The organism is Thermobifida halotolerans (assembly GCF_003574835.2).
GTDB classification, from domain to species: Bacteria; Actinomycetota; Actinomycetes; order Streptosporangiales; family Streptosporangiaceae; genus Thermobifida; species Thermobifida halotolerans.
In genome coordinates this window covers 355,764-375,775 of sequence record NZ_CP063196.1, presented here as the reverse complement: position 1 = coordinate 375,775, position 20,012 = coordinate 355,764, and the positions used below count along the sequence as shown (strand labels likewise).

General features: G+C 71.8%; 18 protein-coding genes and 1 tRNA gene. 9 read left to right on the top strand and 10 right to left on the bottom strand.

Going from position 1 to position 20,012, the window contains the following annotated elements:
* Window positions 1–62: 62 nt before the first annotated feature.
* Window positions 63–671, top strand: a complete 609-nt coding sequence (locus NI17_RS01630; RefSeq protein ID WP_068687895.1) for a methyltransferase family protein — start codon at window positions 63–65, stop codon at window positions 669–671.
* A 269-nt stretch (window positions 672–940) separates the two neighbouring features.
* On the opposite strand, the gene NI17_RS01625 is transcribed toward NI17_RS01630, so the two are convergent.
* Complete coding sequence (locus NI17_RS01625; RefSeq protein WP_234401587.1) at window positions 941–1,987, bottom strand: TIGR03571 family LLM class oxidoreductase; 1,047 nt, start codon at window positions 1,985–1,987, stop codon at window positions 941–943.
* Window positions 1,984–3,198 carry an MFS transporter gene (locus tag NI17_RS01620; protein WP_068687894.1) on the bottom strand — a complete coding sequence of 405 codons (1,215 nt, stop codon included), beginning with the start codon at window positions 3,196–3,198 and terminating at the stop codon, window positions 1,984–1,986. The genes NI17_RS01625 and NI17_RS01620 overlap by 4 nt, the downstream gene beginning before the upstream one ends.
* A gap of 186 nt (window positions 3,199–3,384) precedes the next feature.
* Between NI17_RS01620 and NI17_RS01615 the strand changes: the two genes are divergently transcribed.
* Window positions 3,385–3,843, top strand: coding sequence for a MarR family winged helix-turn-helix transcriptional regulator (locus NI17_RS01615; protein ID WP_068687893.1), 459 nt, complete (start codon window positions 3,385–3,387; stop codon window positions 3,841–3,843).
* 28 nt (window positions 3,844–3,871) lie between these two features.
* Here the strand turns inward: NI17_RS01615 and NI17_RS01610 are convergent, their stop codons facing one another.
* The 6 genes from NI17_RS01610 to NI17_RS01585 form a co-directional block, all read right to left on the bottom strand.
* On the bottom strand, window positions 3,872–4,510 hold the full coding sequence (locus NI17_RS01610; protein ID WP_068687892.1) for an HAD-IA family hydrolase: 639 nt from the start codon (window positions 4,508–4,510) through the stop codon (window positions 3,872–3,874).
* 88 nt (window positions 4,511–4,598) lie between these two features.
* Entirely contained in the window at window positions 4,599–5,849 is a 1,251-nt protein-coding gene (locus NI17_RS01605) for a hypothetical protein (protein ID WP_068687891.1), read from the bottom strand.
* Between the two features lie 70 nt (window positions 5,850–5,919).
* Complete coding sequence (locus NI17_RS01600) at window positions 5,920–7,029, bottom strand: class II D-tagatose-bisphosphate aldolase non-catalytic subunit (RefSeq protein ID WP_119267845.1); 1,110 nt, start codon at window positions 7,027–7,029, stop codon at window positions 5,920–5,922.
* Window positions 7,030–7,307: 278 nt separating this feature from the next.
* Window positions 7,308–7,967, bottom strand: coding sequence for a ThuA domain-containing protein (locus NI17_RS01595; protein WP_068687889.1), 660 nt, complete (start codon window positions 7,965–7,967; stop codon window positions 7,308–7,310).
* A 44-nt stretch (window positions 7,968–8,011) separates the two neighbouring features.
* On the bottom strand, window positions 8,012–9,232 hold the full coding sequence (locus NI17_RS01590; protein WP_199859904.1) for an FG-GAP repeat domain-containing protein: 1,221 nt from the start codon (window positions 9,230–9,232) through the stop codon (window positions 8,012–8,014).
* Between the two features lie 1,113 nt (window positions 9,233–10,345).
* Window positions 10,346–10,419 (bottom strand) — tRNA-Ile (locus NI17_RS01585).
* 182 nt (window positions 10,420–10,601) lie between these two features.
* Here NI17_RS01585 and NI17_RS01580 point away from each other — a divergent pair.
* Window positions 10,602–13,112, top strand: a complete 2,511-nt coding sequence (locus NI17_RS01580; RefSeq protein WP_068687887.1) for a DEAD/DEAH box helicase — start codon at window positions 10,602–10,604, stop codon at window positions 13,110–13,112.
* A 60-nt stretch (window positions 13,113–13,172) separates the two neighbouring features.
* Here the strand turns inward: NI17_RS01580 and NI17_RS01575 are convergent, their stop codons facing one another.
* A complete protein-coding gene (locus NI17_RS01575) occupies window positions 13,173–13,628 on the bottom strand; it encodes a cytidine/deoxycytidylate deaminase family protein (protein WP_068687886.1) in 456 nt (151 codons plus the stop codon).
* A complete protein-coding gene (locus NI17_RS01570) occupies window positions 13,625–14,317 on the bottom strand; it encodes a RibD family protein (protein WP_068687885.1) in 693 nt (230 codons plus the stop codon). The genes NI17_RS01575 and NI17_RS01570 overlap by 4 nt, the downstream gene beginning before the upstream one ends.
* A gap of 277 nt (window positions 14,318–14,594) precedes the next feature.
* Between NI17_RS01570 and NI17_RS01565 the strand changes: the two genes are divergently transcribed.
* The 6 genes from NI17_RS01565 (at window position 14,595) to pcaG (ending at window position 19,964) form a co-directional block, all read left to right on the top strand.
* On the top strand, window positions 14,595–15,413 hold the full coding sequence (locus NI17_RS01565; protein ID WP_068687884.1) for an IclR family transcriptional regulator domain-containing protein: 819 nt from the start codon (window positions 14,595–14,597) through the stop codon (window positions 15,411–15,413).
* A 435-nt stretch (window positions 15,414–15,848) separates the two neighbouring features.
* Window positions 15,849–16,688 (top strand): CoA transferase subunit A, encoded by an 840-nt coding sequence (locus tag NI17_RS01560; protein ID WP_068687883.1) that lies wholly within the window; start codon window positions 15,849–15,851, stop codon window positions 16,686–16,688.
* Window positions 16,685–17,473, top strand: coding sequence for a CoA-transferase subunit beta (locus tag NI17_RS01555; protein WP_068687882.1), 789 nt, complete (start codon window positions 16,685–16,687; stop codon window positions 17,471–17,473). The genes NI17_RS01560 and NI17_RS01555 overlap by 4 nt, the downstream gene beginning before the upstream one ends.
* Before the next feature lie 5 nt (window positions 17,474–17,478).
* Window positions 17,479–18,654, top strand: a complete 1,176-nt coding sequence (locus tag NI17_RS01550) for a thiolase family protein (RefSeq protein WP_068687881.1) — start codon at window positions 17,479–17,481, stop codon at window positions 18,652–18,654.
* 24 nt (window positions 18,655–18,678) lie between these two features.
* Window positions 18,679–19,410, top strand: a complete 732-nt coding sequence (gene pcaH, locus NI17_RS01545; RefSeq protein WP_068687880.1) for a protocatechuate 3,4-dioxygenase subunit beta — start codon at window positions 18,679–18,681, stop codon at window positions 19,408–19,410.
* Window positions 19,407–19,964: a protocatechuate 3,4-dioxygenase subunit alpha gene (gene pcaG / locus NI17_RS01540; protein WP_068687879.1), complete on the top strand. Its 558-nt coding sequence runs from the start codon at window positions 19,407–19,409 to the stop codon at window positions 19,962–19,964. The genes pcaH and pcaG overlap by 4 nt, the downstream gene beginning before the upstream one ends.
* Window positions 19,965–20,012 lie beyond the last annotated feature (48 nt).

The following is a 20,012-nucleotide window of genomic DNA, read 5'->3' as shown; positions in this document are numbered from 1 at the left end:
TGTTAGAGTGTGAGGCCGACCGGTCCCGAAGTCCCCCTGTCCTCCCGAAGCGGAGTCTCCCCATGGCACTGTCCGCTCTCGTCCTCTACCTGCTCGGCCTGCTCCTGGCCTTCGGCGTGCGCACCTTCATCGCGTGGCGGCGCACCGGCGACACCGGGTTCCGCCGCCCGGACACCACCGCCTTCACCCCGGCCTGGTGGGGCACCGTGCTCTTCGTCGGCGCCCTCGTCCTGGGCCTGGCCGCACCCGTGGCCGGACTCCTCGGTCTCCCCGGGGCCGACCTCCCGACGGCCGTGGGCGCGTCGGGAGCGGTCCTCATGCTGCTCGGCCTGGTTCTGGTCCTCCTCTCCCAGGCCACGATGGGCGCTTCCTGGCGTATCGGCGTCGAAGAGACCGAACGCACCGAACTGGTCACCCACGGCGTCTTCGCGTTCGCGCGCAACCCGATCTTCACCGGGATGGGAGTGCTGCTCACCGGGCAGGTGCTCGCGGTGCCCTCGGTCCTGTCCGCGGTGGCTCTGCTGGTGTTCGCCGCCGCCGTCCAGGTCCAGGTCCGCGCCGTCGAAGAGCCCTACCTGCTGCGCACGCACGGCGCGGCCTACCGTGACTACGCCGCACGCACCGGCCGCTTCCTCCCCCTTCTGGGAAGGCTGCGCGCGGGGAACGGATGAGGACGGGAGGCGCCGAACCGCCCCTGTCCCACCGGCGTTCCGCAGCGTTCGGCACCGGGGAGGCGGCAACCGGGGGTGTATGAGGGGGTGGCCGGTCGGGAATCGAACCCGCGGCCCAGGGATTGTGAGGCCGCCGCGTCCCGTGCCACCCGTCACCGGAACGCGCCGTTCCGTACCGCTTCCCGCTGCCCGGGCGGAGCTGTTGTGACCGGTCGGCCGACCGGCCCCGGACGAGCGGGGCCGGTCGGCCGCCCCTGTCCCCGCGAGGGTCAGCAGGAGGTGTCCTGCCGCGCCGGCTCGGTCCCGCACCGCGCCACCGGGCCGGGCGCCGGGAACTCGGGGAGGATGTAGCGCCCGAGCTCCTCGACCACCTCCTCCACCGGGCGGCGGCAGGGCCGCAGGTTGATCGCCACGTGGTTGACCCCGGCGGCGCGCAGGTCCCGGAGGCGGTCCAGCAACGCCTCGCGTCCGAGGCGCGCGCCGAAGCGGATCGGCACGGCCTCCTCGTGCGGGTTCCCGGCCAGGTCCACGAGCATGGTGGTCAGCAGCGGCTTGAACGCCGCCTCCCCGCACCGTCTGCGCACCTGCGTGTGCCACGCCGCGGCCACGGGCTCCATCGCGCCGGCAGCGCGGTGGTAGGTGAAGTAGCCGTCGACGTTGTCGGCGATCCACTCCAGGGACTGGCCGCCGCGGCCGGCCATGACGATGGGCGGCCGGGTACGGACCGGGGACGGCAGCAGCCGGACGCCGCCCCCGCCGCGCTGTTCCTCACCGCCCCACAGGGAGGTGAGGATGTGGACGCCTTCCCGGAGGGTCACGGCGCGCCGCCCGTAGTCCATACCGAACAGCGGGAACTCCACCCGCCGGTCGCCGGACGCCACGCCGAGCAGCAGCCGCCCGTCCGACAGCCGGTCGACCGTCGCGGCCATCTTGGCGACGTGCAGCGGATGGCGCAGGGGCAGTACCACGGCGGCGGTGCCCAGGACGACGCCGCTCGTCGCCGACGCCAGGTATCCCAGGTAGGGGAAGGGATCGAAGACCTGTCCGGCGTCGCCGAACCCCGGGTCGTAGAGGGGGACGTCGCGCAGCCACAGCGCGGCGAACCCCCACCGGTCCGCGAGGACGGCCCGCTCCGCGTGCCGGGACATGTCAGGCTCGCCGACGAGCCTGCCAGCGCTGCGGCGCGCCCGCTCCCCAGTCTCCGACCAGTCGTTGTCCAGGGGCAGTTCCAGACCGACGGTCATCCGGCCGGGCCCCGGGGCGACCCTGCGCAGGGCGTCGGCCGCGGCCCCGGCGGTGTCCTGTGCCCCCGTCACCGCGCCTCCCCCTGGCTGCTCCCGGCGAGCCGGGGCTCCGCGGCGGCCCCGGCCGCGCGTGCCAGGCTCCCGCGCCGGTCCAGCGCGCCGGAGGCGAAGGTGACCGCGAAGGCGACGGCCGCCATGGCGGCGCCCACCCACAGCGGGGCGGTGTAGCCCAGACCGGCGTCGATGGTCGCTCCGGCGAGGTAGGAACCGACGGCGATGCCCGCGTTCGCCGCGGAGGAGGCGACCGCGGAGGCCAGGGTCGGCGCTCCGGCGGCCTTGTCGATGACACGGGTCATGAATCCGGGAACGGTCGCGAACCCCGCTCCGCCGAGCAGCATGAGCGTGGCCGCGGCGGCCACCTGGAACTGGACGGTCAGGGTGAAGACGAGCAGCACCGCGACCAGCGCCGCCTGGGCGGTGAGCAGGGTGGCGACCTGGGCGCGGTCGGCGTAGCGGCCGCCCAGCAGGTTGCCGGCGACCAGGCCGATACCGAAGAGCACCAGCAGCGGGGTCAGCATGCCCGAGGAGAATCCCGCGACCTCGGTCATCAGCGGGGAGATGTAGCTGAAGGCCGCGAACAGCGAACCGATGCTCAGACCGGCGATGGCCAGTGCCGCCCAGACCTGGCCGCGGGCGAAGACCCCGAGTTCGTCGCGCAGGCGTGCGGGCGTCTCGTTCCTCCGGGTGGGGACCAGGACGATCAGACCGATCAGGCTGACCACGCCGATCGCGGTGATCATCCAGAAGGTGGCCCGCCAGTCGAAGGACTGGCCGATCCAGGTGCCCATGGGAGCGCCGAACACGTTGGCGACGGTCAGACCGGTGAACACCAGGGAGATGGCACGGGAGCGCCTGTCCCGGTCGACCAGGTCGGCGGCGACCACGGAACCGATGCCGAGGAACGCGCCGTGACAGACCGCGGCGAAGACGCGACCGACCATGAGCACCCAGTAGGCGGGGGCGACCGCGGCGAGCGCGTTGCCGATGATGAACAGCACCATGAGGATCAGCAGCATGGTCTTGCGCGGCATGCGGCTGGCGGCGGCGGTGAAGACCGGCCCGCCGAAGACGACGCCGAGCGCGTAACCGGAGATGAGCAGCCCGGCCCTCGTGAGGCTCACCGACATGTCTGCGGCGACCTCCGGCAGGAGGCCCATGATCACGAACTCGGTTGTTCCGATGCCGAAACTGGCGATCATCAACGCGAATACGGCAAGGGGCATGACGGACTCCTTCTTCGGCCCTGTCGTGTGGACGCTCGGCGGCGCGGACCGGAGTGGAACGGCATCCGTGTCTGCGCTCATACAACTATTGCATGTGAGTTATATGCATTTCAAACTAATGCGCATGCGCTAGATGTTCGGAGGGGATATGCTGGTACAAAATCCGCAACAGAAAGGAGCCCGGTCATGAGCCCGACAGCTTCCAGCGGCCCCGCCCCCCGGATCGAACTGCCGACCGTGCTGGAGGCCCGCTGGCAGAGGTTGCGGCTGTTCGAGGCGCGCGTACGCGAACGCCTGGAGCGCGCACTCGAACCGCACGGCCTGACCTGCTCCGAGTACGCGGCCCTGGCTGCCCTCCACTACTCCGACGACGAAGGGCACCTGCGCCAGCAGTTCCTGGCCGACTCCATCCCCATCAACCAGAGTTCCCTGAGCCGGATGGTCGGCCGCTTGGAGCAGCACGGCCTCACCGAGCGCTACCACTGCATGAGCGACCGGCGCGGGGTCTACACCCAGATCACCGAACGGGGACGGGCCAAGGTCGAGGAGGCCCGCGAGAGCTACCTGAAGGCGCTGGAGGACGCCTTGGCCGACCTGTCCGACGACGACGTGGGCGCCGCGATCGCCACACTGCTGCGCGGATGAGGGAGCGACGCCCGGCCGCCGCGCGGGCTCACCACCGGACACGCAGCCCGCCGTCCTCCCTCCGCTCGATCCGCACAGCGGTGAGGTCTGCGACGACGCACTCGGTCGCGTCGCCCGCGCCGAGCCCGCCGCCCTCGACCCCCACGACCCGCATCCCCGCCGCGCGGGCCGCCCGCGCCCCGCTCACCGCGTCCTCCACCACAACGCACTCCTCGGGCGCGAACCCCAGGGCCTTGGCCGCCGCCAGGTAGCCCTCGGGGTCGGGCTTTCCTCGGGCTACGTCGTCGGCTGTCACCAGCACCGGCGGTTCCGGTATCCCCACCACTCTGAGCCGGGTCGTCGCCACGAACCTGCTGCCGGAAGTGACAACGGCCCAGGAGTCCGGCTCCAGTCCCCGCGTCAGCGCCCGCGCCCCGGGCACCTCCCTCAGCAGGTGCGGATCGGCGACCTGCTCCGTCTCCAACGCGTCCGCCTCCGCGACCGCGTCGAGGTCCGGAGCGGCCAAGCGCACCACATCGGGGGCCCGACGGCCCGGTGTGAGGGCGAGTACCTCCTCCGGATCCAGTCCGCGGCGCACCGCCCAGTTCCGCCACATCCGCTCGATCACGGGTCCCGACTCCACGAGCACCCCGTCGAGGTCGAACAGCACCGCACTGCACTCCAGCACCGCCTGCTCCTTCCTTCTTGTCACCGGTGGGACCGGACCGGCGCCCGTGCGGGCGCCCAGGGGCACCCCGCACGGGCGCACCGGCCCGTCAGGCGTCCAGGAGCGCGAGGTGGCTCTCCGGGTCGATCTCGCCGCGCCGCTCCAACTGCGCGACCGCGTCCTCCAGGAAGAGCACGCCGAACAGGTAGTGGCCCGTGGACAGCTCGATCGGACTGAGGTCGACGGCCCCCTTCTCGCTCTCCCGCTTCTTGATGTCAGACAGCCGACAGGCGGCCTCCGCCAGCAGGTGGAAGGCGTGACCGAGCAGCAGTCGGCTCTTCCAGCCCGGGTCCTCGGCCACCAGTGGAGCAAGCTGCGCGTGGTTCTCGATCGCCTCGACCAGCCGTGCGACCGCGGCCCGGTACCCCGGATAGATGCCGCCCCGCTGGCGGACGGCGACCGCGGTCGGCGCACCGGCGCTCTTCTCCACGCCGATCTCGAACCCCTCCCGCAGGCCGGCGTCCCAGACCGTCAGGCTGAACAGGACCTTGCCCCAGTCGTAGACGACGTCCCAGTTCTTCAGGGTCCCGCGCGGGTCGATGATCCGCACCGCGGGCCGTCCCCCGCTCTTCCCCGTGATCAGCAGGTTCCGGGTGTTGAGGTCGCCGTGCGCGGGGAAGTGCAACCGGGTGGCGTCCACGTGCCGGGTCAGCTCCGGCCGTTCCTTGAGAAGCCTGGCGATCTCCAGTGGATGTCTGCAGGGGACGCCGTTGACGACGATCCGGCCCTGTTCGGTGAACTCGCCGGCCAGGTGCTCCTGCAGCAGCCAGAACCGCCGCGTCAGCCGGTCGGAGTGGATCTCGGAGATCTGCCCCGGTTCCGCGTGGCTCTCCGCCAGGCTCCAGCCGCGCTCAGCCAGCACGGACATGGTCACGTCGAACCGGTCGAAGAACTCCTCGACCCGGGGCTGCGGCCCCCTGATGCACGCCGCGATGTCCTCGTTGGGGTAGTACGGCATCGTGTACGCCGACCAGTCCCAGCCGTGGAACTCACGCAGCTTCTCCGTGTACATCTCCCCGAGGGCGGGAGCGTCGGCCCGCACCTTGTCGATCTGACGCAGCTTGACCCGGAAGGACTCCAGGTCGTGACCATCGACCGCACCGGGCATCTCCACCTGGAGCTTGAGGACCTGGCGGGTGCCGTCCGGCATCAGCAACCGGACGAGGCGGGCGGGGGATCCGCCCTCGGTCATCTCCCCCTCCATGGTGGCGTGCAACTCGTCGGTGAGCTCGTCGATCAGTCCGTTCTCACGGGCGCCGATGTCCGTCTGCGCGGAGATCGGCGTCACGGTGGTCGTCATGTGTGCACTCCTTGTCGGTCGGCTGCTGCTTCAACGACTCCGGAGGGGCGCCTCCGCGGCGCGCTCCGGCTCACGCCGCCGCGGGGGCGGAAGCCGCCGCGGCGACTTCGCGCAGCGGTCGCGCGTAGTTCTCGATCGACGCGGCGACGGCCTCACGCAGCCGGGTGTCGACGTCGATGCCCCGGGACTGCGCGATCTGCTGGGCCGCGGTCTTGATCTCCTTGAACTCGTCCGTGCCGTAGACGTAGTGGCCGGCGATCACGGCGCGGTCGTAGTCGGTGGCCGTGGTGTTCTGGGCCATCCACTTCTTCCACGAGCCGGACTCGTAGGCCAGGGCGAGGAAGCGCTCCCGCTGCACGCCCAGGCCCAGCTCCTGCAGTACGCCGATGAACGCCCGCGTCTCGACCACGCCGAACTCCGGAGCGACGTTCAGCGCGTGCACACCGGAGGCGGCCAGGTACCCGACCGTGCTCTCGTCCAGGTAGTCGCAGTTGTGCGCCTTGAGGGCGATGCCGTTCCGCTCCACGACGTCGGCCAGCGCGCGCACGGCGACACCGACCGCGCTGGGCGCGACCCCGATCCCGCCGGTGTTGCCGGTCTCGACGACCTTGGTCCCCGTCTGCGCGACGACGAAGGTCGGGGCGGGCAGGTCCGCCTTGCGCAGCCCCTCCAGCGCCTCGTCGAGGAGCTCCTGGAACTCGAACGGGTCGTTGGTGTCCCTTCCCTGGTCCTCGAAGCCGATCTCGAACATCACCTCCCGCCCCTGGGAACGGGCGAACTCGACGCACTGCCCGTAGAGCTCCAGCGCCCGGTCGATCGCCGCCGACTCGTCGGCGACTCCGTCGAGGTCCATGGAGGTGTCGATGTGCAGCAGGTCGAAACCGCAGCGGATGTCCTCCTTGTAGGACTCCAGCGCGGAGGCCATCGCCGCGTCGAGGGGGAGCCGCTGCTCCCGCTCCCGCGGGGACTGGTAGGGGCCTCCGTGGTCCCTGCACAGCAGGATCCGTCCCACAAGGTCGTTGCGGCGCACGTAGTCGGCGAACGCCGCGGTGTCCCACTGCTCGACGTAGCCGCCGCCCTGAGACGCCGCCTCGACCTGGCGCCGGCTGGGGATGAGCATCAGCGGCTGGTCGGCGCGGGCCGCCACGCTGATCGCCGCGTCCACCGCGTTCTTCGACATCGGTCCCACCCCCAGCCGTGAGGGAACATTCAGTCGGCTCGGGGAAACACCGGTCTCTTTCGGGATAACGGACATGGCTGCCTTCCGTGTGTCTTTTCGGAGAGAGAAGAGGGGGATGCCTGGCCCGGGGGAACAGGGACGCGGGCGCGGATGCGCTCGCGTCCACCGCGGAGAGGTCCGGCCCCTTGGAGAGGCCGGAGAAAACGGCGGGGAGGAACGCCTGCCCGCCCGTGTGGACCGCCCCCGGGGGGTACGCCCCGGTCGAGGCGGAGGAGGAGCTAGTTCCGGGTCGCCCACGCGACCCCCTGCGCGAGCATCCGCTCGGCGTCGGGGAGCTGCAGGTCCTCCAGGTAGTGGCCGACCGACATGTAGAAGACCTTTCCGCGCCCCCATGTCCTCGTCCAGGCGACGGGGGAGGTCAGTCCTTCGATCCAGGGAATGTGCTCGCCGCTGAAGGTGGTCTCGGCGATGACCCGGTTGGCCGGATCGACGTGCATGTAGTACTGCTCGGACGCGACGGTGAAGTCGGCTATCCCGTCCGCCACCGGATGTCGGGGGTCGGTGACACGGACCTTGTAGGGGACGCGTACGCCCTCACCCCCCGGGTGGGAGACGCAGTTTCCGCCGACGATCATGTTGTAGAGCAGGCTGGCCCGGAAGGACGCCGCCATTCCGTGCCAGCCGGCGACTCCGAGGCCGTCCCGCACAGAGCGGGAGAACCGTTTCTCGACCGCCGGGTCGAGCCGTTCGGTGGTGTCGCACTGGGTCCACCCGAGCACGACCAGGTCGAATCCGCTCAGGTCGTCGCCCAGCCGCGTCGGATCGGCGGTCAGTTCCGTCTCGTACCCCATGTCGCGGAGCTTCGGGACGAGCCATCCGGCCACACCGCCGGGATTGTGGCCGGGCCACCCGCCACACAGGTACAGGATTCTCGGCATGCTGCTTCCTCGGTTCCGCTCGTACCGCTTCGGTGGGGGATGGGTCAGGAGCCGAAGCCCGTGTTGTAGGCGACCACCACCTTCGGGTTGTCTGCCTGGAAGTAGCCGGGGACGGAGTAGCCGACCGTCGCGAAGTCGAGCCGACCGTCGCCGTCGAAGTCCGCGACGGCGATGCGTGCGGCGGACTCGGTGGAGACCCGTTTCTTGGTCCACAGGCCCCGAGAGGCGTCGACCGCCTTGTAGTAGAAGACGCCCTGCCAGGGTTGGGGGCCCCGGAGCGCGACGAGGAACTCGTCCTCACCGTCCCCGTCGAGGTCGGCGCAGACCAGGTCGTGTCCCGGGCCCTCACCCGCCTCGTTGGGATCGGCGAACACGTCGAGGACCGTGCGCCTCCACCGCGTTCCGGCCTCGTTCGGATCAGGCGTGTAGACGGCCACCGTGTTGCCGTGGAAGGGCTCCAGCGCGGCGACGTAGTTCCCGCCGCCGGCCAGCCGCCCCAGGGAGGCGCTGTTGCTTCCCTGGAAGCCGGTCCTGGGCTTCTGGGTGCGCTCGCCGGAGCCGATCGCCGTCGCCTTCCAGTGGCCGGCCGTCTCCTCGTAGGCCAGTTCGGTGACGCCCTCGGCGCTGGCCACGAGGAGCGGAGTGCTCGTGGACGGCCCGACCCGCCTGGCGGGGGTCAGCTCGTGGACGAGCGAATAGGTGCTGTCGTCGATGACCTCGGCGTTCCAGGGAGTGGTGCGTGGATCCTCCGGCTGCCGGTAGGCGGTCAGCCGGACGGGTTGGGTGAGCGCCTCCTCGCCCCCGCTCGGACCGACCATGGGCGCGGCGAGGACCGACAGCCGCTCCTCACCGCCCAGTCGAACGCCGATGATCCGGTGCGCCGAACAGAGCTGTCCGATGTCGTGGCGCTGCCACGGCCCGGAACCGCCGTCGGCTCCCGGGTTGCCGAGCCAGGAGATCATGCCCTGGTCCGGTTTGCACTCGCGCAGTGTGCGCCCGTAGTCGTGGCAGACGATGAGATCGGGGCGTCCGTCCCCGGTCACGTCGCCCACGTCGACCGCGACGGGGCGGTGCAGGCGCGCGATCTCCTGCTTCGTCCAGTCGGGGTTGCGGTACCAGGAGATCCGCCCCTCGGCCACTCCCGAGGTGACGAGGTCGGGACGGCCGTCGCCGTCGATGTCCGCGGCCGTGATCCAGTATCCGTCCGTCAGTCCCTCTTCCACGACCTCCAGCCGGAAGGCTGGAATCGAGACGACCATGTCCATCAACCACCCAGAATTCATGTATGTGCATATTTTGCATTCTTTTTGGATGCATCAGCAAATTACTTCCACGGGTAGTTTGCACGCAAGTATGTTTCATGCGTGAGCAATTTCACAAACGGTGGAAATCTTCGCAAAGCTGGCGGAGAACAGGGGCTCACCTGGAGTTGGCGTCGCAGCGCCGCGGTGGTTGACAGAGGATCCGCCGTGTCCGCATCCGGCCATGCCCACGTCCGTGTTTCAGCGGGGTGAACAGCATCTCCCGCGCCGGGGAACGGACACGGGAAACCGGTCCCCGCCGCGCGGAAAATGCCTGGTCAGTCCGGTCCCGCCAGCACGGTCGGACCGGGGAGCGGCTCCTGCGGTGGCACGCCGCCGCATCGTGGACGGATATCCGCCCATGGGAGGCCGGAGGGCGCACGGCTGCGGACCGCCTCGCTTCGGGGCGCTCAACCGGTGGTGGTCCGCGGATGTCCGCCTGCGGTGCCCTGCCGACCGGCCGCTGTGCCTCCTGCGGGACGCACGCCGCACAACCGCCGCAGGCCGCGCGTCCCGTGCCACCCGTCACCGGAACACGCCGTTCCGTACCTCCTTGGCGGACGGCCGCCGCGGGCGCCCCCGCCGAAGGGCTGCGTACCGTCAGCCCGGGCGGCAAGCGGCGCGTCCGCGTCGAAGACCTGGTGTGGACGCCCTCCCCGACGGGCGCTTCCTGGACCAGTCCCGCCTCCGCCCGCTCTACGCCCTGTTCCACCCGACCGTGCACGCCGAACTGCGTCGCGGGGAGACCCGCGGGCTGCTGCGCCGGGCCGACGTGGATCTGGACGCGCGCACCGGGACCACCGCCCACCGGATCGTGCAACTGGGCCTGGCCGCCGAGGCCAAGGACACCAGGACCGACTCCAGCCAGCGCACCATCGCCTTGGCGGTCGGCACCTACACCGGCGTGCCGTCCGACGCGGCGCGCACCGCGGCCGAGAGCGCCGCCGCGCTCGTCCCCCGCGCCCCGGCCACCGGCAGCGGGGACTCGTGGTGGCGAACACACCCGGAGCACAACACAAAACCCCAGCGCCACACTGGAGAACAGCGTGTGAACCGGGGTTTCTCCGCGACTTGGGGTAGGCCGGGCGGGACTCGAACCCGCGACCCAGGGATTATGAGTCCCCTGCTCTGACCAGCTGAGCTACCGGCCCACGCGAACAACCGGGCCCCGAGGGGCGGGCTCCGCACACCGAACCGACCACGGATCGGCCAGGATGTCCGCGATTCTAGCAGGGCGGCCCGGTTCGCCGGGAGCGCGAAAACCCCGACCGGCGGCCCGTCCCCCCGTCACCGAGCGGAGCGAGGAGGTGCGGGAAGCGGGCAGTATGGAGGGGTGAGCCTCATCGATCATCTCCCCAAGGGCACCGCCGACCCCGACACCCTGTTCGACGCCTTCGCGCTGTGGGCCGAGGAACGGGGGCTCACCCTCTACCCCCACCAGGAGGAAGCCCTCATCGAGGTGGTGTCGGGTTCCAACGTCATCCTCAACACCCCCACCGGCTCCGGCAAGAGCCTGGTGGCGACCGGCGCGATCTTCGCCGCGCTGGCCCGCGACGAGTGCAGCTTCTACACCGCGCCGATCAAGGCCCTGGTGTCGGAGAAGTTCTTCGACCTGTGCGAGATCTTCGGCACCGAGAACGTCGGCATGATGACCGGCGACGCCAGTGTCAACGCCGACGCGCCCATCGTGTGCTGCACCGCCGAGGTGCTGGCCAACATCGCGCTGCGCGACGGCGCCGACGCCGACATCGGCACCGTCGTCATGGACGAGTTCCACTTCTACGCCGAACCCGACCGCGGATGGGCCTGGCAGGTGCCGCTGCTGGAACTGCCGCAGGCCCAGTTCCTGCTGATGTCGGCGACGCTCGGCGACGTCACCCGGTTCGAGGAGGACCTGACCCGCCGCACCGGCCGCGCCACCAGCGTGGTGGCCTCGGCCGAGCGGCCGGTCCCGCTGTACTACTCCTACCGCACCACCCCGCTGCACGAGACGCTGGAGGAACTGCTCGCCACCCGCGAGGCGCCCGTGTACATCGTGCACTTCACCCAGGCCGCGGCGGTGGAGCGCGCCCAGTCACTGACCAGCATCAACATGTGCTCCAAGGCGGAGAAGGAGGCCATCGCCAAGGAGATCGGCGGATTCCGCTTCACCACCCGGTTCGGCCGCAACCTGTCCCGCTACGTCCGGCACGGCATCGGCGTGCACCACGCGGGCATGCTGCCCAAGTACCGGCGGCTGGTGGAGCGGCTGGCGCAGCGCGGACTGCTCAAGGTCATCTGCGGCACCGACACCCTGGGCGTGGGCGTGAACGTGCCGATCCGCACCGTGCTGTTCACCGCGCTGTCCAAGTACGACGGCTCGCGGGTGCGCCGCCTCAGCGCCCGCGAGTTCCACCAGATCGCGGGCCGGGCGGGACGTGCCGGTTTCGACACGGTCGGCAACGTGGTGGTGCAGGCCCCCGAACACGTGGTGGAGAACGAGAAAGCGCTGGCCAAGGCGGGCAGCGATCCCAAGAAGCGGCGCAAGGTGGTGCGCAAGAAGCCGCCGGAGGGGTTCGTCGGCTGGGACGAGGCCGTCTTCGAGAAGCTGATCAACGCCCAACCGGAGCCGCTGACCTCGCGGTTCAGGGTCAGCAACGCGATGCTGCTGAGCGTCATCGCCCGCCCCGGCGACTGCTTCGCGGCCATGCGCCACCTGCTCACCGACAACCACGACGACCGCAAGACGCAGCGCCGCCACATCCGCGAGGCCATCGCGATCTACCGGTCCCTGCTGGACGGCGGGATCGTGGAGCGGCTGGAGGAGCCCGACGCCGACGGCCGCACCGCGCGGCTCACCGTCGACCTGCAACCGGACTTCGCGCTCAACCAGCCGCTGTCCACGTTCGCGCTGGCCGCCTTCGAACTGCTGGACCCGGCCTCGCCCACCTACGCGCTGGACGTGGTGAGCGTGGTCGAGTCGACGCTGGACGACCCGCGGCAGATCCTGGCCGCCCAGCTCAACAAGGCGCGCGGCGAGGCCGTGCAGCAGATGAAGGCCGACGGGATCGAGTACGAGGAGCGGATGGCGCGGCTGGAGGAGATCTCCTACCCCAAGCCGCTGGAGGAGCTGCTGGAGCACGCCTACGAGGTGTACCGGCGCGGCCACCCCTGGGTGGGGGATCATCCGCTGCAGATCAAGTCGGTGGTGCGCGACATGTACGAGCGCGCGATGACCTTCACCGACTACATCGGCCACTACGAGCTGGCCCGCTCCGAGGGGCTGGTGCTGCGCTACCTGGCCGGCGCCTACAAGGCGCTGACGCAGACGGTTCCCGAGGACGCCAAGACCGAGGAGCTGCGCGACCTGGTGGAGTGGCTGGGGGAACTGGTGCGCCAGGTCGACTCCAGCCTGCTGGACGAGTGGGAGCAGCTGACCAACCCGGCCGAGGAACTGCCGGAGGAGGCCCCGGTGGAGACCAAGCCGAAGCCGGTCACCGCCAACCAGCGCGCCTTCCGGGTGCTGGTGCGCAACGAGCTGTTCCGCCGGGTGGAGCTGGCCGCGCTGCGCCGCTACCGGGAGCTCGGAGAACTCGACGGCGAGAACGGTTGGGACGCCGAGGCGTGGGAGGAGGCGATGGCCGCCTACTACGACGAGCACGAGACGCTGGGCACCGGCCCGGACGCGCGCGGTCCGCAGCTGCTGCTGATCGAGGAGCAGGAGGGCCTCTGGGAGGTCCGGCAGATCTTCGACGACCCGGCGGGGGACCACGACTGGGGGATCACCGCGCAGGTGGACCTGGCCTCCTCCGACGCCGAGGGGCGGGCGGTCGTGCACGTGGTGGCGGTCGACCGGCTCGGCTGAGGCCGCGCGCCGCCTACCGTGCCCGGCCCGACCGCGGGTACCGGACCGCGGGGGAGGCGGTCAGCGCAGCAGGTGGGCGTTGACCTCGCGCACCAGGGGAGCGAGCCCGGGAACCTCCACGACCTCACGCCCGGCGGCGCGCAGCAGCTCGGCGCCCTCGCAGTCCACGAACAGCGCGGGCTCCCGCCAGGCGAACACCACCCGGGAGATCGGGGTGTCCAGGATCAGGTCGGTGCACGAGCGGGGGCGTGAGGCGCGGGCGCTGCACGGCTCCAGCGAACTGTAGAGGGTGGCTCCGGCCAGCCTGTGGTCGTCGGGGGCGAGCGCGCGCAGCGCCGCCTCCTCGGCGTGGTCGCGGGGGTCGTCGCGGCGGGAGTAGCCGTCGGCGAGGACCGTGCCGTCGGCGTCGACGACGAGCGCGCCGACCGAGAACGCGGTGTGCGACGGCGGACAGGAGCGGGACAGTTCCACGGCCGCGCGCAGCAGGCGCAGGTCCCGTTCGGTCGGTCGGCTCATCGGTCCTCTCCCGTCACGTAACGCAGCACCGCCATGTCGCCCACGCTCCGGGCCTCTACCAGCCGCATGGGGCGGTCCGGGCGCTGCGGGAAGTCGCCGGGGTGGACGAACCGGGGCGCCCGTTCGTCGCCGACGAGGAACGGCGCGACCGCCAGGCGCAGTTCGTCGGCGAGGTCCTGGGTGAGGAAGGCGGTGTGCACCGCTGCCCCGCCCTCCACCAGGAGTCTGCGCACCCCGCGGCGGGCCAGGTCGGCCAGGACGTCCACCAGCCGCACCGGCTGCCCCGCCGCCACCACCTCCACGCCGCCGAGTCCGGCGAAACGCCGCTCGGCGGTGGCCAGCGCGTCGTCGGCGACGTACACCAGGCATCCGGCGTCGCCCGTGGTGAAGATCCGCGCCGCCGGGTCGAGGGCGCCGCTGCCGCTCAGCACCACCTTGCGCAGGTGGGCGGTCCGGCCCTCGGCGAGTCGGCGTCTGCGCCGGTCCGGGGAGCGCACCAGCAGTCGCGGGTTGTCGGCGCGCACGGTGCCCGCGCCGACGAGGATCGCGTCGCAGGAGGCGCGCAGTTCGTCGACCTCGTCGAAGTCGGCCTCGTTGGACAGGCGCAGTCGCTCGGGTGAGGCGTCGTCGATGCGGCCGTCCAGCGACACGGCGCAGCTCAGGATGACACGGGGACGCTCGGCAGCCATGGCGCCCAGGCTATCGGTCGGCCGTGTCCGAGGCGGGGCGGACCGCTGCCGGGAGGACCGCCGGGAGCGGGCCCCGGAAGCGCGGCCCGGACGCGACGCCTCCACCGCGTTTCCGGGGCTCCGGCACCAGGTGTTCGACATGAGAACATCACTGGGGCGCCTCCCCCGAGAGCCCGACCGGAAGCAACGAGGAAAGCGAGAAGGAGAGATCCATGTCCGTTCCGCGCCGAACCCCCCGAGCGCCGACCCCCTCCGCGGTTGCCCGGAGGCCGCTGCGATGAGCGACGCCAGCGCCACCCCCCCGTCGCCCCGGAGCGAGCACTTCGTCCAGTCCCTGGAGCGCGGCCTCATGGTCATCAGGGCCTTCTCCCCCGAGGCCCCGTCGATGACGCTCAGCGAGGTCGCCCGGGCCACCGGGCTGACCCGGGCCGCGGCCCGCCGGTTCCTGCTCACCCTCGTGGACCTGGGCTACGTGCGCACCGACGGCCGCCACTTCGCGCTCACCCCCCGCGTCCTGGAACTGGGCTACGCCTACCTGTCGTCGGCGGGGCTGCCCGAGGTCGCCCTGCCCCACCTGGAGCGGCTGGTCGCGGAGGTCCACGAGTCCTCCTCGGTGTCGGTGCTCGACGGCGACGACGTCGTCTACGTGGCGCGGGTGCCGACCTCGCGCATCATGACGGTGGCGATCAACGTCGGCACCCGCTTTCCCGCCTACGCCACCTCGATGGGCCGGGTGCTGCTGTCCGGCCGCTCCCCCGCCGAACTGGAGGCCTACCTCGCGCGCGTGGAACTGCGCCGGCTCACCCCCCACACCGTGGACTCCGTCGACCGGTTGCGCGCCGCGATCGAGCGGGCCGGGAGCCAGGGGTGGGCGATCGTGGACCAGGAACTGGAGGAGGGCCTGCGTTCGGTGGCCGCGCCGATCCGGGACCGCCGGGGCGGCGTGGTGGCGGCGGTGAACGTCTCGGCGCACGCCCCGCGGACCTCGGTCGAGGACATCCGCCGCGACCTGCTGCCCCCGCTGCTGGCCGCCGCCGCCCGTATCGAGACGGACCTGGAGATCGCCGGCCGGGGGACGGCGCCCTTCCCGATCTGATCCGCGCTCCCTCCTCTGCCCCGGACCGCATCCCCACCGATCCGGGGCTTTGTGCTGCCGCCCGGGTGTTGCCCCCGATGCCGGGAAGTCAGGCGGGCCAGGCCTTCCCCAGCGCCCGAGGCGGCCCACCTCGCGCCCCCGCAGACGGACCACACGAGAGAACACCGGACGCCACAACCCGACCCTCCCGGTGCGGACCAGTCCGGAGAACGCGGGACGGCGAAGACGCGGGCGGACGCGGCACCGGGAACGCCCCGACCGCCCGCCGGCACCCCGTGCTCACCCGCCCCGGACGCTCAGCCGGAATGCCGCACCCCTCTCCTCGACCTCCCGGCACCGGTATTGACCCCCCTTTCGGGAGTCGCTAACGTATCGGCAGAATCGTTCGCTTTGAGAACATTAGTTCGCTATACGAACACATAGGGGTGGGACGCCATGATCGTTCCGTTGGACGAGGCCGTCGGCGAACTCGTCCATGACGGCGACACCGTCGCGCTGGAGGGCTTCACCCATCTCATCCCGGTCGCCGCCGGGCACGAGATCATCCGGCAGCGCCGCTGCGGCCTGACCCTCGTGCGCATGACCCCCGACGTGGTCTACGACCAGATGATCGGCGCGGGATGCGCGCGCAGGCTGGTGTTCTCCTGGGGCGGCAACCCCGGGGTGGGGTCCCTGCACCGCTTCCGCGACGCCGTCCAGAACAGTTGGCCCGTGCCGCTGGAGATCGAGGAGCACAGCCACGCGGGCATGGCCAACCGCTACGTCGCCGGGGCGTCCGGGCTGCCGTTCGCGGTCCTGCGCGGCTACCTCGGCACCGACCTGGCCTCCCGCACCGCGACCATCCGGACCGTCGAGTGCCCGTTCACCGGCGAACGGCTGGCCGCGGTCCCCGCGCTCAACCCCGACGTGGCGATCGTGCACGCCCAGCGCGCCGATCGGGCGGGCAACGTGCAGATGTGGGGCATCACCGGGGTGCAGAAGGAGGCCGTGTTCGCCGCGCGGCGCTCCCTCGTCACCGTCGAGGAGGTCGTGGACGAACTCGCCCCCGTCCCCGGCCAGGTGGTCCTGCCCCACCGGGTGGTCACCGCGGTCGCGGAGGCGCCAGGCGGGGCCGCGCCCTCCTACGCGCAGGGCTACTACGAACGGGACAACGCGGCCTACCAGGCGTGGGACGCGATCAGCAGGGACCGCGGCGCGTTCGGACGCTGGCTGGAGTCGGTGCGCTCCGCCGCGCCCGGCACTGTCTCGCACCCGACACGGGAAGGACGGCCATGACCCTCACCTGGTCCGCCGACGAGATCATGACCGTCACGGCCGCACGCGCCCTCACCGACGGCATGGCCTGCTTCGTGGGCATCGGCCTGCCCAGCACCGCGGCCAACCTGGCCCGCCGCACGCACGCGCCCGACCTGTGGCTGATCTACGAGTCGGGCACGCTGGGCGCCAAACCCGGCAGCCTGCCGCTGTCCATCGGTGACGGCGTCCTGGCCGAGACCGCCGACAGCGTCGTGTCGGTGCCCGAGATCTTCAACTACTGGCTGCAGCCCGGCCGCATCGACGTCGGCTTCCTCGGCGCGGCGCAGATCGACCGGTACGCCAACATCAACACCACCGTCATCGGCGACTACGCCAACCCGGAGGTGCGGCTGCCCGGTGCGGGCGGCGCCCCCGAGATCGCGGCCTCCTGCCGCGAGGTCGTGGTGGTCGTGCGCCACAGCCGCCGCGCCTTCGTCGACCGCGTGGACTTCACGACCTCCGTGGGGCACGGCAGCGGCGCGGGCGACCGCGAACGGCTGGGTCTGCGCGGCCGCGGCCCGATCCGGGTCATCACCGACCTCGGCGTCCTGGAGCCCGATCCCGAGACCCGCGAGCTGACGCTGGTCAGCGTGCATCCCGGGGTGGCGGTCGAGCAGGTGCGCGAGGCCACCGGGTGGGACCTGGCCGTGGCGCCGGACCTGGCGGTCACCGAACCGCCCGGCGAAACCGAACTCACCGAACTCCGCAAACTGACCGGACGGTATGTTGCTGACCGTCCCCAGTCGACTGCGAGTCAGGAGTGACCCCCATGACCGACGTCTACGTCCTCGACGCGGTGCGAACCCCCTTCGGCCGCTACGGCGGCGCCCTGTCCGGCGTCCGCCCCGACGACCTGGGCGCGCACGTGCTGCGTGCCCTCGCCGAGCGCTCCCCCGGCCTGGACCCCGCCGCCGTGGACGACGTCTACTTCGGCGACGCCAACGGCGCCGGCGAGGACAACCGCAACGTGGCCCGCATGGCGGCGCTGCTCGCGGGCTGGCCCACCTCGGTTCCGGGAGCGACCCTGAACCGGCTGTGCGGCTCGGGCCTGGAGGCCGCGATCGCCGCCAACCGCGCGATCGCGGTGGGTGACGCCTCCCTGATGGTGGCCGGGGGCGTGGAGTCGATGAGCCGGGCGCCCTGGGTGCTGCCCAAGCCCGCCAGGGGCTTCCCCTCCGGACACGAGACCCTGCACTCGACGACCCTGGGCTGGCGCATGGTCAACCCGGCGATGCCGCGGCAGTGGACCGTCTCCCTCGGCGAGAGCACCGAGCAGGTCGCCGCCGAGCACGGCATCGGCCGCGCCGAGCAGGACGCCTTCGCCCTGCGCAGCCACGTCAACGCCGCCCGGGCGTGGGCCGACGGCGTGTTCGACGCCGAGATCACCCAGGTCCCCGGCGCGGAGATGGAGCGGGACGAGAGCATCCGCGCCACCTCCCCGGAGAAACTGGCCTCCCTCAAGCCGGCGTTCCGCCCCGACGGCACCATCACCGCGGGCAACGCCTCGCCGCTCAACGACGGCGCGGCCGCCCTGCTCATCGGCGACACCGCCGCGGCCGAGCGGGTCGGCCGCGAACCGCTCGCCCGGATCGTGAGCCGCGGGGTCGCCGCCGTGGACCCGGACGTCTTCGGCATCGGCCCGGTCGAGGCCGCCGAGACCGCCCTGCGTCGCGCCGGGATCGGCTGGGGCGACCTGGCGGTGGTGGAACTGAACGAGGCGTTCGCCGCCCAGTCCCTGGCCTGCCTGAAGCTGTGGCCGGAACTGGACCCCGGCATCGTCAACCCCAACGGCGGCGCGATCGCCATCGGCCACCCCCTGGGCGCCTCCGGAGCCCGCATCCTCGGCTCGCTCGCGCACGAACTGCACCGGCGCGGCGGCGGCTGGGGCCTGGCCGCCATCTGCATCGGCGTGGGCCAGGGGCTCGCGGTGGTGCTGCACGCCTGACCTCTCTCACCCACTGGAGGAGACATGACCGAACGGGCGCCCGGACAGCCGTCCGGCTACATCCGGGACCACGGGGTGCATCCGCCGCTGGACTCTCCCGGGTACCGGAGCACCGCGCTGCGCCACCCCAAGCGCGACCTCGTCCTGCTGCCGCACATGCTGACCGAGGTCACCGCCCCGCTGCTGGGCGAGGACCGGGTCGGCGAGTCGGACAACGACCTGACCCGCCAGCACGCGGACGAACCGCTGGGCCAGCGCATCATCGTGCACGGCCGGGTCCGCGACAGCGACGGGCGCCCCGTCACGCACACCCTCGTCGAGATCTGGCAGGCCAACGCGGCGGGCCGCTACCGGCACGTGGCCGACAACTGGCCCGCCCCGCTGGACCCCAACTTCACCGGTGTCGGACGCACCATGACCGACGCCCAGGGTCGCTACCGGTTCGTCACCATCCAGCCGGGGGCCTATCCCTGGCGCAACCACGACAACGCCTGGCGGCCCGCGCACATCCACTTCTCCCTGTTCGGACGGGCCTTCACCCAGCGCCTGGTCACCCAGATGTACTTCCCGGGCGACCCGCTGTTCTTCCAGGACCCCATCTGGAACTCCATCCCCGACCCTGGGGCGCGGGAGCGCCTGGTCGCCCGGTACGACCACGACGCCACCGAACCGGAGTGGGCGCTGGCCTACGAGTGGGACATCGTGCTGCGGGGTCGGGAGGCGACCCCCTTCGAGTCGGAGGTGGATGACGAGTGAGGTACGAGACGACCCCGTCCCAGACGGTCGGCCCCTACCTGAGGATCGGTCTGGAGTGGCCCGACGGGCCGTTCGCCGCAGCCGAGGGCACGCCCGGCGGCTTCTGGATCCGCGGCACCGTCCGCGACGGCGCCGGGGAGCCGGTCACCGACGCCCTGGTCGAGACCTGGCAGGCCGCCCCGGACGGGCGGTTCGACCATCCCGACGACCCGCGCGGGGCGGTGTCCCGCCCCGGTTTCCGCGGACTGGGCCGCTGCCCCACCGACGCCTCCGGCGAGTACCGCATCCACACGGTGAAACCCGGTCCGGTCCCCGGTCCCGACGGTCCCCAGGCGCCGCACATCGACGTCTCGGTGTTCGCGCGCGGCATGCTGCACCGCGTGGTCACCCGGATCTACTTCCCCGAGGAGGAGGCGGCCAACGCCGCCGACCCGGTGCTCTCCGCGATCCCGGCGGACCGCCGACCCACCGTGGTCGCCTCCCGCGACGGGGCCGACTACCGGTTCGACATCCGCCTGCAGGGAAGGGACGAGACCGTCTTCTTCGACATCTGACCGCAACCGGGGCAACCGCGGCGGCAGGGGCCTCCTCCCGCGGTTCCC